The sequence below is a fragment of the Candidatus Vicinibacter proximus genome (genome assembly GCA_016713905.1).
In the GTDB taxonomy this organism is placed as follows: Bacteria; Bacteroidota; Bacteroidia; order Chitinophagales; family Saprospiraceae; genus Vicinibacter; species Vicinibacter proximus.
In genome coordinates, this window is record JADJOE010000003.1 from 1934859 (window position 1) to 1952707 (window position 17849).

The 17849-nt window shown below is 34.8% G+C and carries 13 protein-coding genes; 11 read left to right on the top strand and 2 right to left on the bottom strand.

From position 1 onward, the window contains the following. Positions 1–5 precede the first annotated feature (5 nt). The 5 genes from IPJ83_16250 to IPJ83_16270 all read left to right on the top strand — a co-directional run bounded on the left by IPJ83_16250 (position 6) and on the right by IPJ83_16270 (position 5416). Entirely contained in the window at positions 6–1187 is a 1182-nt protein-coding gene (locus IPJ83_16250; GenBank protein ID MBK7882085.1) for a hypothetical protein, read from the top strand. After that, entirely contained in the window at positions 1188–1901 is a 714-nt protein-coding gene (locus tag IPJ83_16255; GenBank protein ID MBK7882086.1) for a polysaccharide deacetylase family protein, read from the top strand. Position 1902: 1 nt separating this feature from the next. Then, positions 1903–2664, top strand: coding sequence for an SPASM domain-containing protein (locus tag IPJ83_16260; GenBank protein ID MBK7882087.1), 762 nt, complete (start codon positions 1903–1905; stop codon positions 2662–2664). Between the two features lie 8 nt (positions 2665–2672). Next, positions 2673–3590, top strand: a complete 918-nt coding sequence (locus IPJ83_16265; protein MBK7882088.1) for a class I SAM-dependent methyltransferase — start codon at positions 2673–2675, stop codon at positions 3588–3590. A 1403-nt stretch (positions 3591–4993) separates the two neighbouring features. Further along, complete coding sequence (locus tag IPJ83_16270; GenBank protein ID MBK7882089.1) at positions 4994–5416, top strand: hypothetical protein; 423 nt, start codon at positions 4994–4996, stop codon at positions 5414–5416. Positions 5417–5940: 524 nt separating this feature from the next. Here IPJ83_16270 and IPJ83_16275 read toward each other — a convergent pair. After that, complete coding sequence (locus tag IPJ83_16275; GenBank protein ID MBK7882090.1) at positions 5941–6696, bottom strand: hypothetical protein; 756 nt, start codon at positions 6694–6696, stop codon at positions 5941–5943. A 207-nt stretch (positions 6697–6903) separates the two neighbouring features. Here IPJ83_16275 and IPJ83_16280 point away from each other — a divergent pair, with 207 nt between their 5' ends. From IPJ83_16280 to IPJ83_16305, 6 genes are all read left to right on the top strand, one after another. Continuing rightward, on the top strand, positions 6904–7092 hold the full coding sequence (locus IPJ83_16280) for a hypothetical protein (protein ID MBK7882091.1): 189 nt from the start codon (positions 6904–6906) through the stop codon (positions 7090–7092). Positions 7093–8270: 1178 nt separating this feature from the next. Further along, positions 8271–10217 (top strand): tetratricopeptide repeat protein, encoded by a 1947-nt coding sequence (locus tag IPJ83_16285; protein ID MBK7882092.1) that lies wholly within the window; start codon positions 8271–8273, stop codon positions 10215–10217. A gap of 281 nt (positions 10218–10498) precedes the next feature. Continuing rightward, entirely contained in the window at positions 10499–10792 is a 294-nt protein-coding gene (locus tag IPJ83_16290) for a hypothetical protein (protein ID MBK7882093.1), read from the top strand. Between the two features lie 420 nt (positions 10793–11212). Continuing rightward, on the top strand, positions 11213–12118 hold the full coding sequence (locus IPJ83_16295; protein MBK7882094.1) for a hypothetical protein: 906 nt from the start codon (positions 11213–11215) through the stop codon (positions 12116–12118). A 622-nt stretch (positions 12119–12740) separates the two neighbouring features. Continuing rightward, entirely contained in the window at positions 12741–14180 is a 1440-nt protein-coding gene (locus tag IPJ83_16300; GenBank protein MBK7882095.1) for a T9SS type A sorting domain-containing protein, read from the top strand. Between the two features lie 565 nt (positions 14181–14745). Continuing rightward, on the top strand, positions 14746–16869 hold the full coding sequence (locus IPJ83_16305; protein MBK7882096.1) for a T9SS type A sorting domain-containing protein: 2124 nt from the start codon (positions 14746–14748) through the stop codon (positions 16867–16869). A 56-nt stretch (positions 16870–16925) separates the two neighbouring features. Here the strand turns inward: IPJ83_16305 and IPJ83_16310 are convergent, their stop codons facing one another. Then, the gene (locus IPJ83_16310; protein ID MBK7882097.1) at positions 16926–17816 is read right to left on the bottom strand and encodes a helix-turn-helix domain-containing protein; all 891 of its coding nucleotides are present in this window, start codon (positions 17814–17816) and stop codon (positions 16926–16928) included. Between the last annotated feature and the right edge of the window lie 33 nt (positions 17817–17849).

The window sequence follows — 17849 nt, forward strand, 5'->3', positions numbered from 1 at the left end:
TGTTTATGGGTTCAAAAATATATATTAAACCGAAAATTATTCTTCACTGTCAATATGTTTATGGCATAGGGCATTTCGTTAGAGCACTTGAACTGGCAAGTGGTTTAAGTAAATATTTTGAAGTATACATCATCAATGGTGGCGAAAGTGTACCCAATTTCGACTTGCCAGAAACAGTGAAATACATACAATTACCAGCTATATATAAAGAGGAAAATTCAGACTTCTTATTATCAGTAGATTCATCATTTACCATTGAGGAATGTTTTATTCTTCGCAAAAATATTATTCAAGAAACGGTATTGAATGTTATACCTGACATTCTAATTACGGAGCATTTCCCCTTTGGTTTACTTTTCGAAAACGAAGTGATTGAACTGATTAAAGAAGTAAAAAAATCTAATCCATTATCCAAAGTAGTATCAAGCGTTCGGGACATTATAGAATCAAATGGAGGAGGAGAAAAAGATGAGTATATATCTGAACTGATAAATAAATGGTATGACTTAATCCTTGTTCATGGTGATGAAAGAATGGCAGATTTAACATTTAGTTTTTCGAAAGTTGCAAAAGTAGCAGTCCCAATTTTTCATACAGGCTATATTGTAAGAGAAATACCAAACAAGGAAATTTCAGCTGATTACCCTCTTGTCCTGGTATCGGTTGCTGCTGGTCGTCTTGGCAATGAATTACTGGATGCCATAATTGATAGTCATTTATTAATTAAGGAAAAGATAAAACACAAGCTCGTACTTTTTTCCGGTGCGTTTCAAAAAGATTTCAGTAGTTTAAAAGACAAGGTTTATTCTATTGCTTCGTTGGATATAAATATTCATTGTTTTGATGGCAATGAATATTTAAAATATCTATCAACTGCTTCCCTAGTTATTTCACTCGGTGGCTACAATTCCATAATTGAGTCAATAGCTGCAAAAAAAACAATGTTAGTCTACCAAAGAGGATTTTCTGGAGTTAATAAAGAGCAGGATTTAAGAATTACACTATTTGAAAAATACGGCAGCTTGTCCATATTAAAACCAGAGGATCTGGACAAAGAGAGCTTGTCAAATATTATAGTAAGAATGATTGAGGATATAAAATCAACTAAAATTGAATTAAACTTTGACGGTGTTAAGAACTCGATAAATGCCTTACTTAAACTTAACAACGACTATAAATCTATTTAGATGATAAACTCAAATAGCACAAACATAAACATACTATTATATCATCAAATTGGTGATGCTCCTGATTCTAAAACAAATCCTAATTGTTTTTGCAGCGTTAAAGAATTTTCTAATCAAATGTTTTTTCTTAAAAATTCTAATTACAAAGTGATATCCTTAAATGAAGCAATGGATATGATTTTAAAAATAAATAATATCGATGCAAATTATGTTGTTTTAACGTTTGATGATGGCTGTGAAAAGTTTTATGATGTCACTTTTCCAGTTTTAGAAAAATTCAATTTCCCTTCAACAATATATCCATTAGCCGGATTTTTGGGTAAACATGCCATAATAAACGGTCATGAATATAAAAGTCTTAAAATTCTTTCACAAAGTATGCTTTTAGAACTAAATCAACTGGGTGTTGAAATTGGTGCTCATACAATGAATCATGTTAAGTTGGCTCAGGTAGATAATGACAAAGCGATTACTGAAGTTAAAAAAAGTAAGGATACACTAGAGCAAGTTATAGGCAATAAAATCAATTCGTTCTCTTTTCCACACGGGGATTACAATAGTGATGTTATCGATATACTTTCTCAAACTGGTTTTACTAATGCCTTGACATGCATTAATGGTTATGCAAATAATGCAACATCAGCTTTTGAAATACCAAGAAAGTACATAACTTATTTTGACACGTTGGAAAAATTCAAATCTAAACTTAATTGAAATGAAAGACAATATTCCATATCCCATTTTTGAAAAAATCTCCATAGAGATTAACTCATACTGTAATAGATCATGTTCATTTTGTACCAGAACACTGGACAATCGAGAAAAGGTCCGCATGCCTGAAGAATTGGTTCATAAAGTGCTATATGAACTGGCAGCAATCAAGTATAATGGTCGTATTGCTTTTCATTTTTTTAATGAAGTTTTTACAGATAATCGAATATTTTCATTTTTTGAGAAGTGCAAAGAATTAGGTTTAAATAATTACTTAGTAACTAATGGAGATTTTTTAAAAAAGCACATTGTTGAACGCTTGAAAACATACAATATAAAGGAGTTTGCCCTTTCAATTTATGACTGGAAAACCGAAGAAGAGTTTCAAGAAAAATGTAATTACTTCTTGGAAGAACTCAAGTTACGTGACCATAATTGGGAATTTTACATTATCAAAGGCGGGGATAATTTTGGAAATAGAGCTGGTTATGTTTCTCATAAAGAAGAAACTTTGTCATTACCTCTTACTGCTGCTTGCTCTAAAATTGAAAATAAAATTGACATTAGATATGACGGCTCTGTTGTAATATGTTGCTTAGATTATTATGCAATACATAAGATAGGCGACATTAATAAGGATAATATAATTGATATATGGTATGGGGATATTAGACAAAAGCAAATTAGTGACCTGAGAAAAGGGTTGAGGAAGAACTACAATTTGTGTTCAAAGTGTTCAGATTATATTGTTGAAGTTAAAAAATAGTCGTTCAAATGAAAGTTGTAAACAAATTAATAGAAATTCTGAAAAATATATTTTTCATACCAAGAAACTTGGCTATTATCACTAGGCAGTCGAATAGTATAATTAAATTGGAAAATAAATTAGAAGCAATAAATCAGAAGTTAAATGAATTGGACATACAATCAATTTTACAAAAGTTAGATACACTTTCACAAAATCAAGCAAATGCGGCAAACATCAAAACCAAAGCTCCAATTAATTTGGAGTTAAACGAATTAGTTTCCAAAATACAAGAAGGGTTTGAAAATCATTTTTTGCAGCTTGAATCACTACTCTTTATTTATAATTCTTTGCCTAATCTGAAGTTTTTACCTGCTACTAGAGGCTGGGCTGGGTCCCCGGATTTTCTTGCAAAGATTGTTGAGTTGATTCTAAAAGAAAAACCTCTTTTTGTTTTGGAAGCAGGCAGCGGTGTGTCATCAGTAATAATAGGATTAGCTTTAAAACTAAATAATTACGGTGAATCAATCTCCTTAGAACACGATATTACTTATGCAAATATTACAAGTGAAAATATGGGCATAAACGAATTAGAAATGAAATCTGTGGTGAAGCATTCTCCTCTCATAGAATACGATAACTTAGAGCAAAAATGGAAATGGTATGATATAAATGAACTAAAGTTTTCAAATAAAATTGATATGTTAATTGTCGATGGCCCACCTAGGATAACGCAAGAATTAGCACGTTATCCTGCAATCCCTATACTGCATGAATACTTCTCGGATAGATTTACGATTTTTCTAGATGATTCAAAAAGAGATGATGAAGCAATTATCATACAAAAATGGATTGTGTTCCTTGAAACAAATAAATACAAAGTGAAAATTGAAAACTTTATAAATTATGAAAAGGGTATGACTATTTTACAAGTTTATCGCTGTTGATTCAATTATTACTAAATCAGTTTATGTAAAAAATTATTTCCGATGTGGCGAGCAACGTTCTCATCAATATAAATTCATTTATTAATAGCTAAAAATACATACAAAACTAAATTTCCCCCCGACCCACCGCACAGAAAAGACGGCTTAGTGCTTTGCCAACACACAAGGCAAACGCTTCAAAGCACTCTATGGTATTGCAGTCAGTTTTTAACTGTCATATTTTTTGTGGCTATGCTCCCCAAGCATTTGGCACATTGCCTGTTACGCTTTGCTCCACAGCCAAAGAGCCAAGCCAACACACAGCATAGCAACAAAAAAACGCTACACTCCAACCACCACCACCGTTCCGCTTATGCCAGTATAAAAACTGCCTGAAGCTAAATAACATAATGTGGCATTATGTGTTCGCTACGCACAGCCTTTTGCCATCGCTTATGCAAGCATCCAACCGCACAGGCTGTCACATAATAACATTATGTTAAATAGCCAATACCATAGCCATTTTGATAAAATGGAAGCCGTCTTTTCTCCCACCGCACAGCCCCCCAAAGCCACACACCCCAACCACCCTTTTCAGCGGTGCAGAAAAAAATAAAGCATTAGTTGTTGATGGCAATGTGCAATAAAAGGTTCATTCATTCCAGTTCCATTTCGTTACAGCGTTTCGCTTCGCTACACTACCTTCCACTACATTACACTTCCATTCATTTCACCATTTATTTTGCACCGCACAGCAAGAGTATTCCCTCATTCCATATTGCAAAACCAACCCTTTGCTTTCCGTGTCTTGGCTTTTGCTTTGCCTACGCTACAATGTTTTTGTGTTGAAATAATTTACAAAAACGCTATCACACACAAGCAAAAGCTACAAGCCACTCCAAGCACCTCCGCACTTTTTGCAACATTCCATTCAGTCATACACTTGCTTTTTTCCCTACGCTACCACAGTATGGTATGCTTTATTTTTCTGCGACATATAGCCCCAATCCAACGCACTAAAGACATTTCGTTTTTTGATTATTGATTTTGATTTAAGCCAATCGGTTTTTATCAGTGGAATTTTTATTGAAATCCTGAATACAGTTTTGAAAAGAGGATAAAAAAATAAAAATAAAAAGTGCAGCAAAATTAGGTGGCTCACACAAGCCCACGCTGATAAAAAAACCAAAAGACTACGGCATAATGAAAGGCAAATAATCTTTTATTTTTTATTGGTATTTGCCTTTCACCCTTCGGGACTTATTCCGTTTCCTTTTGGTTTTTTAGCCACGCCACCTATCAGAATGCTTTCTTTTTTTTTTTCTGGTTTTTTTTCTTTGTCAAATTATATATGTGTTGCGGAGCGTAAGCGAAGCACAGCACAGGCAAGGGCAAAAGCAGATACAAACTTAAAAGCAAGTATTATGCACAGTCCAAAAATTCACACATTCAATCCAAAAAATCAAACAAGCGATTTTGATGTTTACATTTTATGCAAAGGTTTAAATAGTGGCAAACCACTTGAAAAACCTTGCCCCAATTGCTTTGTAATTTCCTGCAAAAATTCAGATGATATGGATTTTTACAAAACCCTTTCTTTCGGCTTATGGAAGGCAAAGCATTTTCATCAGTTCCTTACTGGTTCAGTTATTCCATTTATCCGAATAAGTGATTTTAAAAGCACCATTAAGGCACAAGCCGAAGCAGTCAGCAAAAATAAATATGCCTTTGTGCAAGATGTTCATAAAGTAAAGCTGATAGAACGAAAAGAAAAGCAGATGTACGAAACATTAGCACTCTTAGCCGATGTAAAAAAAGCAATGATGTACAGGCATTTTAAAAGGTAGCCGTATTGGCTGCCATAACCTGGGAAATGCTTTTGCACCATAAAAATTTATATGCAAAAATAGCAAGGGGGGCAGACGCACAAAGCCAACACTAAAAAACCAAAAGACTACGGCATAAACACAGACCCACCGCACAAGGCTATCATTTATTCCGTTTCCTTTTGGTTTTTTATCCCCTTGCTGTGAGAAGCATATCACTTATTTCATTATGCAAAATCATCCACGTATTTCAGCAGGCAGCAGTTAGGCATTTGTCCTTTTACTCCGCAGGTTCTTCATCAGCACTTGCAGCTTTCACCTTTTGCTTATCAGCGTTACATCCGCAGGTCTCGGTTAGCCCATCAGCCAGTTTTTGGCATCAAGGTTTATCAGCTTCCTTGTGGTTGTTTCGTTTGGTGCTATCCATCAGGTGTTCGTGAGCTTTCAGCATTGCCCTTTTAGGGCTTTGCTATTGCTTTAAAACAAGAAGCCCCACCACAAGGGCAGGGCTTCTATTTAACCGATAAGAAAGAATATTTATGAAATTACATACCACTAACTGCTACCAAAGAAAGTGCATTGTATGACCCGTTTTTCAGTGGGTACATTGTGCCGTTTACTTCTTGATAAAATTCAATACCCAATGCAAGGAAAAGAGGATGTGTACTTGCAGCGGTAACGGTATTGGTAAGCGTTAATGCAGTAGTAGCAACAGCATCCCAAGGAAGTATCGCAGATGCATTACTATCAATAACATAAGTTTCATTTTCAAAATCAACATCCACACCAGCAGAAATAATTTTGTAGTGTGTAGTACCACCAGGTGCAGCAATCATATTGGAAGGAATATAAGAAGGAATATCTACACCCAAAACACCAGTAGGACGGTCAATATTGCTTGTATATGGTGCATAAATGGTAGTCCCTAACTTGCCGTTAATATTGAACTCAAAGCCCAACAACAATTCAGCTTCACCATCAATTACATTTCTTTCACCACGAGGATTAACCGCATCCATCTGAATAACCTTAATCATTTTTTGCGTTAAGCGACTAACCATTCTGCTATCAGACGCATTTTGAAGCAATGCTCTTAAAGAAGTACGCAAAATTTTCCCAGCCTTACCGGCTCTGCCAAATTCTGCACCATTTTCACGAGTACGTTGAAAGTTTGGATCATTGGCAATACGGTCAGCAGATACACCGCCTTTTTCACGAGCCAAATAACCGTCTTTAGATTTGTAAAAAGTGATACCACCGATAGTGCCATCCAATTTTATAATGCCTTTTTGTTGTGCCATTGTATTAAATATTTAATGCGTTAATAAATCAATTTGATACAAAACTAAACCACTATATAAGCCATTACAAACCTGCCCTTCCGCTATTTCCGTTATTACCACATTATTCCAACAAACACACTTTTACCGCTCATAAATAAGTAATATCTTTGCAATAGATACATCCTATCCGAAGTATGGATAGTGTATGAAATAAGTATTGTAATGATGAACAGACTGTGTATTTATCCGAAAGACATTCAGATAATCACAGGCAAAAGCGACAGATATGGTAGATACCTTATTAAGAGGATTAAAGAGTACTTCAACAAAGAGCAACACCAAGTTGTTACCGTTGAAGAGTTCTGCCAGTATATGGGCTTACAATTGGAAGCAGTTGTTAGTCAATTAAGATAGTGTAAAAACTTATCTTCGCCTTTTGCTTATGATAAGGACAAACACACTCTACACTAAACTAAATATTTTCTTTTCTTTGTGCTGTACTTGCACTTGTTTTAGTGGGTTTTGTTGCCCAGTTGTTGCCCAAATAAATACGCAACCCCTGAAACGCCTTATTGATAAGGCTTTACATTTTAACTTAACAATTTGTATCGGAAAGTAACTGCAGAAAAGGGAACGGCAGCCGCAAGGCTGCTGAAATTTTTCCTAATATTGGCACGAAGCACAAACAAATAATTACCGATCCTTTCATACTATGTAAGTAAAGTTAATTATTTTTGGAATAGATATGTACACCTCTTATTAAACAAATCTCAATGCAGGTAGACAGACTTGTGCCTTGATATGGCCGTTATATATGAGTTATTGGCTATTTCAAAAATTGACAAATGAATATGCGATACATTATTATATTGCTTTGCATAATAAAAACAAGCAAAACAAACGTCTAAATTATTGCGATTGAAAACACGAGATTAAATTATGCATATCCTAAGATTGAAAATAAATTAAAGATTATTGTAGAGAATGAAAAATGCGAATCCATATTTCTTAGAACAGATAATGGTAAGATAATGAATTCGTATGACTTAGGAAATCGTTGTCAATATACATTTATCCCAGATTCAATTGGACTTGCTACTTTGACTATCTATAAAGTTAAACATTTTGATACCATTAAGATTGGCGAGCAAAAATACTGAATCAAAAAATGGCCAGAACAAAGAGCAATGATTGGAAACATCGAATCAGGAAGTATGACAAGAGGAATTTTTCTAGCTCAAAGAGGAATTATCATACTGATTGAGTTTTATGACATACAAGGATGAATCAAATTAAATTCATACAAAATAGAAGTTTTACGAAATAACAAATTATTTCTACAATTAATAAATTTTGGCGATAATTTTGAAAAACAGAATTATGATAAATTAGAATCCATAAAAAATGGTGATATCATAATCTTTAGTGAAATCAAACTGCGAATGCCAGGAGAGTCTAATGAAACTAAATTAAAAGAAGTTAAAATTGAAATAAAAAAACAGTCCATAACATGGCATAAACGCTACACAGCAAAGCATCAAAAATCATTCACTTTTAATTTTTTACGGTAATGAAAAATTAATTCCTTACTTTTGGCTGCAAAGGTTTGGCGGTGCAGCGTTTATGCCAAATTCGTTATCGGATATGCTTATGCGAAATTTCTTTTACCAAACAAACTGATTGAAACAAACAGAATGAATAATATCATGACTCTTTATTTAACCCTTTGCGCAATTGTTTCATTTGCACAGAATCAGGCAATTGATTCCCTTCAGCAGGCATTAAAAAATTATGATGCAAAAAAACTCGAACTGCACAATGACCTTTTGCCTGATGAAAGCGACACATTAAAGGTAGACATTTTGAATAAAATCAGTTGGGAATGCATAATGGTTTCTGACTACTTAAATGCTAAAAAATATGCTGATGATGCGCTCGCTATTTCGCAGCTTATTGGTTTTAAAAAGGGCATTGCCAATGCTTATAACACCATTGGAATTATCTACAATAAACTCGGCAATTTCCCAGAGGGGATTAAGAACTATTTTGCTGCATTGAAAATTCGCGAAGAAATAGGAGATAAGAAAGGTGTTTCTGCGTCTTATAACAACATCGGAAATATATATTTTGAACAGGGTAATTACTCGGAAGCGCTGAAGCATTATTCTGCTTCGTTAAAAACTAAGGAAGAAACCGGTGATCAAAAAGGCATTGCGATTTCTTTTAATAACATTGGTAATATATTAAAGAAGCAGGGCAATTATTCAGAAGCCCTGAAGAATTACTTTGCGTCTTCAAAAATAAAGGAAGATGTCGGGGACAAAAAAGGCATTGCGACTTCATACAACAACATTGGAGTAACTTATCTGGACCAAGGAAATTACGAAGAAGCGATCAAATATCACCTCGCTGCTTTGAAATTATTTGATGAGATCGGAGACAAAGAGGCAATTGCAACAAGCTTTATAAATATTGGAAGCATTAAAATTAAAATTCAAGAGGCAAGAGAAGGAAAGGCCTGGTTGTTAAAAGGCTTAAAACTTGGAAAAGAAATTGCTGCTCTACCGATATTAAGAGATAGCTATGAAGGACTTGCTCTAGCTGACAGTGCACTTGGTAATTTTAAAGACGCTTATGAAAATCATAAGAAATATATTCTATACCGAGATAGTTTAAATAATGAAGAAGCCATCAAGAAGTCACTTCAAACAAAGATGCAGTTTGAGTTTGATAAAAAGGAAGCCGAAACAAAAGCTCACACCGATTCTGAGTTAAAAAGACAAAAGCTACTGCGCAATGTTTTTTTGGTAGGTTTTATCATAGTGCTGCTATTTGCAGGAGTTTTTTTCCGTCAGCGTAATAAAACAAAGAAAGAAAAGCAAAGAGCAGAAGAAGAGAAAAAGCGAAGCGAAGATTTATTGCTAAATATTCTTCCCAGTGAAGTGGCCGTTGAAATTAAAACCTCAGGCACAGCCAAAGCAAAAGCATTTACCATGGTTACCGTCATGTTCACCGACTTCAAGGATTTTACCAAGGTGAGCGAAAAAATAAGCGCTGAACTGTTAGTGGACGAAATACATGCCTGCTTTAGTGCCTTTGATACTATCTTAAGTAAATACAACATTGAAAAAATAAAAACCATTGGCGATGCTTACCTCTGTGCAAGCGGTTTGCCAGTTAGCAATTACACTCATGCTTTGGATATGTTGAATGCTGCTTTTGAAATTCGCAATTATATGTTGCAGCGCAAAAAGGAAAAGGAAGCCAAAGGAGAAATTTCTTTTGAATTAAGAATAGGTATTCACACAGGTCCTGTTGTGGCGGGTGTGGTAGGCGTTAAGAAATATGCTTACGACATCTGGGGTGATACGGTTAACATTGCAGCCCGTATGGAACAAAGCTCAGAAGTAGGAAAAATAAACATTAGCGGTAGTACCTATGAATTGGTGAAAGACAAATTCAAATGCGAGCACCGCGGAAAAATTCAGGCGAAGAATAAGGGGGAGATTAATATGTATTTTGTAGAGGGAATGATTTGAAAGGAGCACATCCTATAACATGGGCTTGGCGCGATTTGCTTTCGTTGAGCGCGTGGCGTGAGTGCGGTTCCCTTAAGTAATAAATTCCCTGGAAGCTAAAAAAACGAAATGGAGGAATAGGGATGGAATGATCTTTTTATTCAATTGTTGCTTTTTTAATTAACTTTCCTGAAGTAAATTCAACAAAAGCAAACAGCCCCAAGCTATAAATCTTTACCAGCAAGGCTATGACGACAACGACTAACAACAATATGATAAGAAACATTTAAGACATTGCACCTTTGTTAGCTGACCATTATGTGGACATTGAAATTGAAGCAACGACTTTTGAAGTGAACAATAAATTGGTTGCTGAAAATGAACAACGACGTGGACTTTACCACAAGTATTCAGGACTGCTTCACGACAGTTGGTTTATTAAGGCAAATATCACCTCTGATAAATTTTCAAATACGCTCAATGACTTTACAACTCTCGTTTTTTCAGACGTAATCGTTGACAAGAAAAAAATAAAAATTGACCACGAAAAACTAGTTTTTCCAATACAAGTTGACCTTGAGACAATTAACTTGTGATTCAACACAGTGAACGAGGACGTTATCATTCTACATATAGCATAACTGCAACATTATACCTCAATAAATACAGAATACAACTATGAATACTATTTCATGGTATCTTCTTAACACAGCTTGTCTCTTTTAAAGCACAAATCTTTTGGAAGAAAAAAGTTTGACCCATACATGAACGCTTTTGGACCAAAATAAATAAAATACAAAACCATGAAAAAGTTGCAATATTTGTGAATTAATCCAAAGAGTTCAATAATTTATTAAACCATTCAATTATGATCGGCTTTTTTACTATTTTGGCTAACATTCCTGACATATATCCTAATAGCCATATTCGCTCAGACAACATCTTCTGGTGGAGATCAGTTTGGCCGTGCATATTCTGCTTTTGTATTAATTTCAGCTTATGCTGTATTTAGCCTGTTGTTAACGATAAAAATTGCAGCAAATGGAGGTTTTAACTGGATTTCCGATAGTACATTAAAACGAAACGTTATCGTTGCATTAATATGGCTTGGCATGATGTCAATTGCTATGTGTACGCTTGGGAAAACGGAATACCATAAATATTATCATATAACAGGTTTCGCCCGTTCGTTTTCCTTCTTTATATCTTATGGTGCCATTTGGTTGCCATTATTGATACTCATACCTTATTTCATTTTTTTAAAACCAGAATGGCGGGAAACATGGTCGCCAATTTTGTTTAAAGTCTCTTTGGCAATTGGTTGTCTATTAGGGTTTTTATGGATTTTGACACCCAAAATAATGTCAGATTTAATATCAAAATCTTATAAAAAATTAGATGAACGAGAGTTGGCATTCAATTCTGCAATGCGTAACATTGAAAAGTATCAAGACGTAATGTCTCTCTTATATTATATTAGTAAAACTTACGATGAACAAATACGTAATGCGGCATTGGCTAAAATAAAAGCCAACAAAAATATGGAAGATGAATTGATAGGCACATTGGAACGCAGTAGCCCTTATAGAGTGTTCGATTTTTTGGATGAGAACAAAGTAGAACATCCTGAACGGTTTATTGAACCAATAGTTAAAAGTTTTTCTGTGATGATTGCGGATATGGAAGAAGGCATTAAGAACCCATACGATAATGGGGCCTTTGATGTAGGGCCCTTGCTCCGAGTTTTGGAGGAACAATTCAATGGCAGCATAGAGGTATTTAAACCGAATGTACTAAAATTGTATGAAGTTATGAAAACGCCCCCTGCTAAAAATCGCGTATATGTTGATACAGAGCAATGTAACGAAGTACTTTATGCATATCGAGAAGAAGTAAAAAACTGGTTAGCCAGGCACAAATAAGTTCTAGTTATTAGTAAAGTCAATGGCTCTTTAAACAAGGCTAAGAGTGATTTTATGATGAATATAATTGATTTCCGTACTGGATTTTACCAACTTAACATTCAGCCGTTGCCAAATCCTGAGATACCAAATGATTTTCTATTACTTGCTTTCATTTACCTGCGGCACTCCAAGATCTGCTGACATCTTCTAAAATTCAGTTAAACAGAGCACCTTTTCGCCATCTTCACTTTGTTTTCCTTCGGGAAAATCATCCCTGTGCAAGCTTAGGTATCCAATTCTGTTTTTTAATAATTGGGGCTCAAGGAGTCACAGAAAAATTAATAAATTCGGATTCACTTTACTATAAAGATTCATTTTTCTTTCCAGATTGACTTTTTTTAAGACTTTCAGAACTTAATTATTTTCTCGAACTTACATGGGAAACAAAAAAAAGTTGCCCCTCTTACTCATAAAACTGCCCGGCATAATCTCATAAAATGTATTTTTTGGAATAATGAATAAAAAAGATGGTATTTTCACCGTATGCAGGTAGCCAGAAATAAACAAAAAACATAAGAATAAATTCAAGCTACCTAAAAACTAGTTTTAAAAGTTCCCATGAAAATATTAATCAGGATATATGAAAAAAATAAATAAAATATTCTGCTGGACAATATTAACATTGTTCTTTCAGTTTGCTGCTTATTCCCAGAATTGCAATACCCTCAATATTCAATTGCAATCGGAAATTGCATCTACTTGTTCCAATATGACCATGACCATGATGCATGATGAACTTAATCGTCCCTATTTGTTTGTAGCAAATAAAGAGGCGGGGTTAAAAATTTATGACATATCTGTTATAGCAACGCCATCTCTTGTGGCCACTGTTCCTACATCTCTATACGACGCGCTTGATGTGATGAGTGTTTCTCAAAACGGAAATTATCTATACCTCGCATTAGGTAATTCTTTTACAAATCCCCAAAAATCGGGAATGGCCATTGTGGATGTTAGCAATCCAAGTTCACCATTGGTAACTGATTTTGAAAAACTAAATTCATCTCCAGTCGGCGGTGCAGGCATTGTCAAAGTAGAAGGAAACTACGCATATTTAGGCGCAATGAATAACGGACTAGTCATTTTGGATGTAACAAATAAAAATAATATCCGCCTGGTCTCTCAGTTTATACCAAGCCTAAATTATCCTCCCATTAGAAATCCAGATCCTAAAAAATACAATGCAAGAGGAATGGAAGTAAGGAACAGCATTGTATACTTATGTTATGATGCAGGCGGAATCCGAATTATAAATTGCACCAATAAACTATCGCCAGTAGAAACGGGACACTGGTGCAATCCCGTCATGTACACTCCACTTGACCATCCGAAAGCATACAACAATTGCGTGTTGGATGATTCGCTTCTTTATGTCGCTGTAGATTATGCAGGAATGGAAGTTCTGGATATTTCCGACACCAGCAATATTCAATTGCTCGGTTGGTGGAATCCATATAATGCTCCGAACAATAACTGGTTTACCAGTCCAAGCCATTGCAATGAAATAAAATTTGAAAAGAATTGTAAACTAATTTTTATGTCTTGTGGAAAAAGTGATATGCAAGTGATTGATGTTTCCAACCCTGCATTACCCGACTCCTGTAATTTTTATGGGGGTGTTTCAAATAATATTGGTACTTGGGGAATTGGGATGTGGCAAAATGAGATTTATCTTTCCTATATCTGTGCAGTTGTTCCATTTTCCTCTAACTGGACGGGTGTAAAAATTCTTACCTATAATTCTTGTTCGTCAGGTATAGACAAACAGGAAGCTGAAAATAAATTGACTATTTTTCCCAATCCATTTTCTACACATTCAGTTTTAAAATCAGAACATTTTTTAGAAAATGTAACGCTTACCATGGACAATGTTTTTGGGGAGACCGTTAGACAAATAAAAAACATATCGGGACACACAGTTACTCTATCTCGTGATAATCTTCCGTGCGGGTTATATTTTGTTAGGTTGGCACAAAACAACAGAATAATCATTACAAAAAAAATATTGATTACTGACTGATAGGCATGTATAATGGAAATTAATATTCCGAGGGTAAATCTTTAATCCGGTGATTCGCTATATTATTTTTTTTGGTCTAGAAATTTCCTGCCCACTGCAAGCGGGGCTTAACAATATAGTTTAGAATTATTAATAGTTCTTCCATAATTATGGTGGTCAAATTTTCATATTGATGGATTAACAAATTAAGCAATTTCTTCTACCCGATTGTTTTGGCAATAACCTTGTGTAGATTCGTTAATACTATTATTTTAAATTAGTCCACATCTCATTATTCGGATTCACCTTTTTATATTCTAAAAATGGTACTATCCCTCTAACCAAGTACTAATTCTATGGGTATTATCATAAAATTGAATTTTAAACCTCAAATATGTTAATTTTCTTATACGACAAAAATTGCTTTATGCTTAGATTCAGGAATAGCAAATTAATGTTTCAAAATCAATCCTTCAGAAAAATATTTAGTTAAAATTATTCCTGGGATTCAATTTAATTCAAATTAGCAGGATTGGACAAGTGCTTAATAAACCCTTACCCATACTTTTGCATCAAAGTAAAAATTATGATAACCAAATTGTGCAAAAGTATAATTCTGTCTTTTTATTTTTTTATAAGTTCTATTTCATTGAGGTCACAAGATTTGCATTTATGTGGACAGCACGAAGCCACCACAAAATGGTTTGAAATAAATCCGGATTTAAAAAGCAATTATGAACGGGCCGTTCAAAACATTCAAAGAGCTGTAAATTCAAAAATAAATACAAATCAGGATGGACCAACCTCAGAAACCATTACCATTCCGGTGGTATTTCATATTCTACATCTGGGTGGTCCTGAGAATATTAGTGACGAACAAATTTATGATCAAGTAAGAATACTGAATCGTGATTATCAGAAACTTAATGCAGATACTGCCCAGGTTGTTTCTGCATTCAAGGATAAAATAGCCAACGTTGGATTTAAATTTGTGCTGGCGGGTATAGACCCTGAAGGAAATTGCACCAATGGCATCACCAGACATTTTACCAGTAAAACTTTCTGGAATGCCGACAGCCTGCAAGATTTTACTTATACCTGGCCGCCGGAGAAATATTTAAACTTTTACATTGTAAAATCTATAAACATTGCACCTGCCTATACTTTTTTACCCGGAATCGGCATCCCTAATTATGCCGATGCTATTGTGAGTGAATCCTGGTTAGTAGGTAGTATCGGGACGGCAACGACGGCGAATTCAAGAGCTCTTACCCATGAAGTCGGACATTGGTTTGGTTTGCCCCATATCTGGGGTGTAAGCAATGCCCCTGGAGTGGCATGTGGAGATGACTATGTGGAAGATACGCCAATAACCAAGGGCTTTGTAAGCTGCAATGTCAACAATTCGACAATTTGTGATCCAACCGTACAGGAAAATGTTCAAAATTATATGGATTATGCACCATGTAAACTGATGTTTACCACTGGGCAGTCCGAATATATGCACGAGACGATTGAATTGGGCTTAAACGGCAGGAATCAATTGGTGAGCATGTCCAACATAAATTTTACTGGCGTAAATGGCAATCAACCCTGCATAATTAAAGCAGAATTTGCTGCTTCCTATAATGCAATCTGCAAGGGTGAGACGATTACTTTTTCCAATCAAAGTCAGACAGGGGCAGACAGTGCTCAAATTACATGGATCATAGAAGGCGGGAACCCTTCAGTTTCTAATGATCCAGTCATTGATGTAAGATTTCCGGATACCGGAATTTTTGAAATAAAACTTTTATTAAGAGGAACACAAAAAATGGACAGCATTTCAAAATTCGTTAAGGTATCGGATGGAGAAAAGGGCTTGACTACTCCACAAATGTATTCTTTTGAGAATGGAAGTTTGCCAAATGAATTTAGTGCTTATAATCTAGAAGCATCAGGAATTCAATGGGAGGTGATTAAGACTGCAGGCGCAGCCAATTCGCAGGCATGTGTTTTTTTAAATCATGCCAGCGGGAATTTTTCAGACCATAGATCCTATCTTGAAACACCTTACTATGATCTTTCACAAAACAATAAACCGAGTATGTCCTTTTACTATGCCTATGCTAAAAAGTACCCCAATCAAGCCGATTCATTCAGGTTAGAATATACCTTGGACTGTGGCAGAACGTGGAATCTATATCAGGGAATACACAGCACACAGATAATGTCCAATTTAACCGGGGGGATTAATGCATCTGCGTTTTATCCTAAAACATCAAAGGATTGGCGTAAACTAAACCTAACCAATAATTTTGAATCTTTATTTAAAAATCAGCCAAGCGTTAAATTCAGATTTTATTTCAAAAGTGATCCAAGAGCAAGTGGTTCAAACAATATTTTTATAGATGAAATCAATATTAATGATGAATCCATTACAGGCATATCTTATCAAGAAAATAAAAATTCCATTCATATCTACCCCAACCCATCCAATTCACTTGTATATGTGGATGTATATGGTGAGAACTTAAATGAATCTGAAATAGAAATTGTAAATCTCACAAACTACACTTTAGAAAAAATAAAACCCACGTATACTCCGGAAGGAAAAATCAGCCTTATTCTAAATACATCGGGAAATATGATGCCAGGTATTTATTTCATACGTATTAAAAAAGCAGGCGGTGCTGAAATTTCCAGAAAAATTGTTATCCTGGATAAATGATTTATCTAATTAAAACCAGCACTCAAATCATGCAAGTGACAAAATAGTCCAATTTACTACCACAATATTTTAGATGGTGACTTACCAAAAAATTGCTTAAATGCTTTGCTGAAGGAGTGGATATCACTGTATCCAACTTCAGTAGCCAAATTTGCCAAAGGCATGGGTTGTCTTTTTAAAAGATCATTGGCCTTCTGCATTCTTTTTTGTTTAATGTATTGATATGGACTTTGACCATAAGTATTTTTAAACAACCTAAAAAAATGGTATTGAGATAAATTAGATTCCAATGCTATTTGCGAAATATCTATGTCCGTGGTAAAATATTGGTCAATATATGATTTGCCTTTTGCCAACTTCTTCAACAAATCTCTCTTCGTTGCAGATTTAACACATCTTATAGATTGTAATTGTTTCACTACAGGTATGTAGTCAGCAAGAATATTTTCAGAAAGCTTATAGAAAAATTCTTTATTAAATTGATAATCACCATTTGGATTTCTTAGAAGGATTGCATCCAGATTTAATAATTCTTTTCCCAAGTGGGTTTGATTGGATTGAAATTGATGTTCCAAAAAGTCTGGTGAATTAAAAAAATCGTCCAAGGACAAATCCGCCATGTTAGAATCCGGTGCTTTATGGATGGCAACAACTTCCGAAAGCACATCGCGAGCAATGTCGATACAAATACCTTTAACATGTGCTTTGCTGTCAATGCTCACTTTACCTTCACAATGGTAATTGCATAATAGATATTCGCCCTGGTGCAACAGATAATCCCGTTCCTTAAGTCTATACAGTTCATCCCCCTGCATGACGTATTTGATAGAAAAATTCCTGAATGGCAGTTTTGATTCAAAATTTTTGCAAGAAGAATACATTACAATATTGCCATCGTGATTTTGGCCATTGCTCCTTACGCCATTGTCATCCACAGTAACATACATAATAAAATTATTAAGCCTAAAAGTAAGAATTCG

Coding starts and splice junctions, on each gene's coding strand:
- IPJ83_16250 (MBK7882085.1), top strand. CDS start 6: ATGGGTTCAAAAATATATATTAAACCGAAAATTATTCTTCACTGTCAA.
- IPJ83_16255 (MBK7882086.1), top strand. CDS start 1,188: ATGATAAACTCAAATAGCACAAACATAAACATACTATTATATCATCAA.
- IPJ83_16260 (MBK7882087.1), top strand. CDS start 1,903: ATGAAAGACAATATTCCATATCCCATTTTTGAAAAAATCTCCATAGAG.
- IPJ83_16265 (MBK7882088.1), top strand. CDS start 2,673: ATGAAAGTTGTAAACAAATTAATAGAAATTCTGAAAAATATATTTTTC.
- IPJ83_16270 (MBK7882089.1), top strand. CDS start 4,994: ATGCACAGTCCAAAAATTCACACATTCAATCCAAAAAATCAAACAAGC.
- IPJ83_16275 (MBK7882090.1), bottom strand. CDS start 6,696: ATGGCACAACAAAAAGGCATTATAAAATTGGATGGCACTATCGGTGGT.
- IPJ83_16280 (MBK7882091.1), top strand. CDS start 6,904: ATGAACAGACTGTGTATTTATCCGAAAGACATTCAGATAATCACAGGC.
- IPJ83_16300 (MBK7882095.1), top strand. CDS start 12,741: ATGAAAAAAATAAATAAAATATTCTGCTGGACAATATTAACATTGTTC.
- IPJ83_16305 (MBK7882096.1), top strand. CDS start 14,746: ATGATAACCAAATTGTGCAAAAGTATAATTCTGTCTTTTTATTTTTTT.
- IPJ83_16310 (MBK7882097.1), bottom strand. CDS start 17,816: ATGTATGTTACTGTGGATGACAATGGCGTAAGGAGCAATGGCCAAAAT.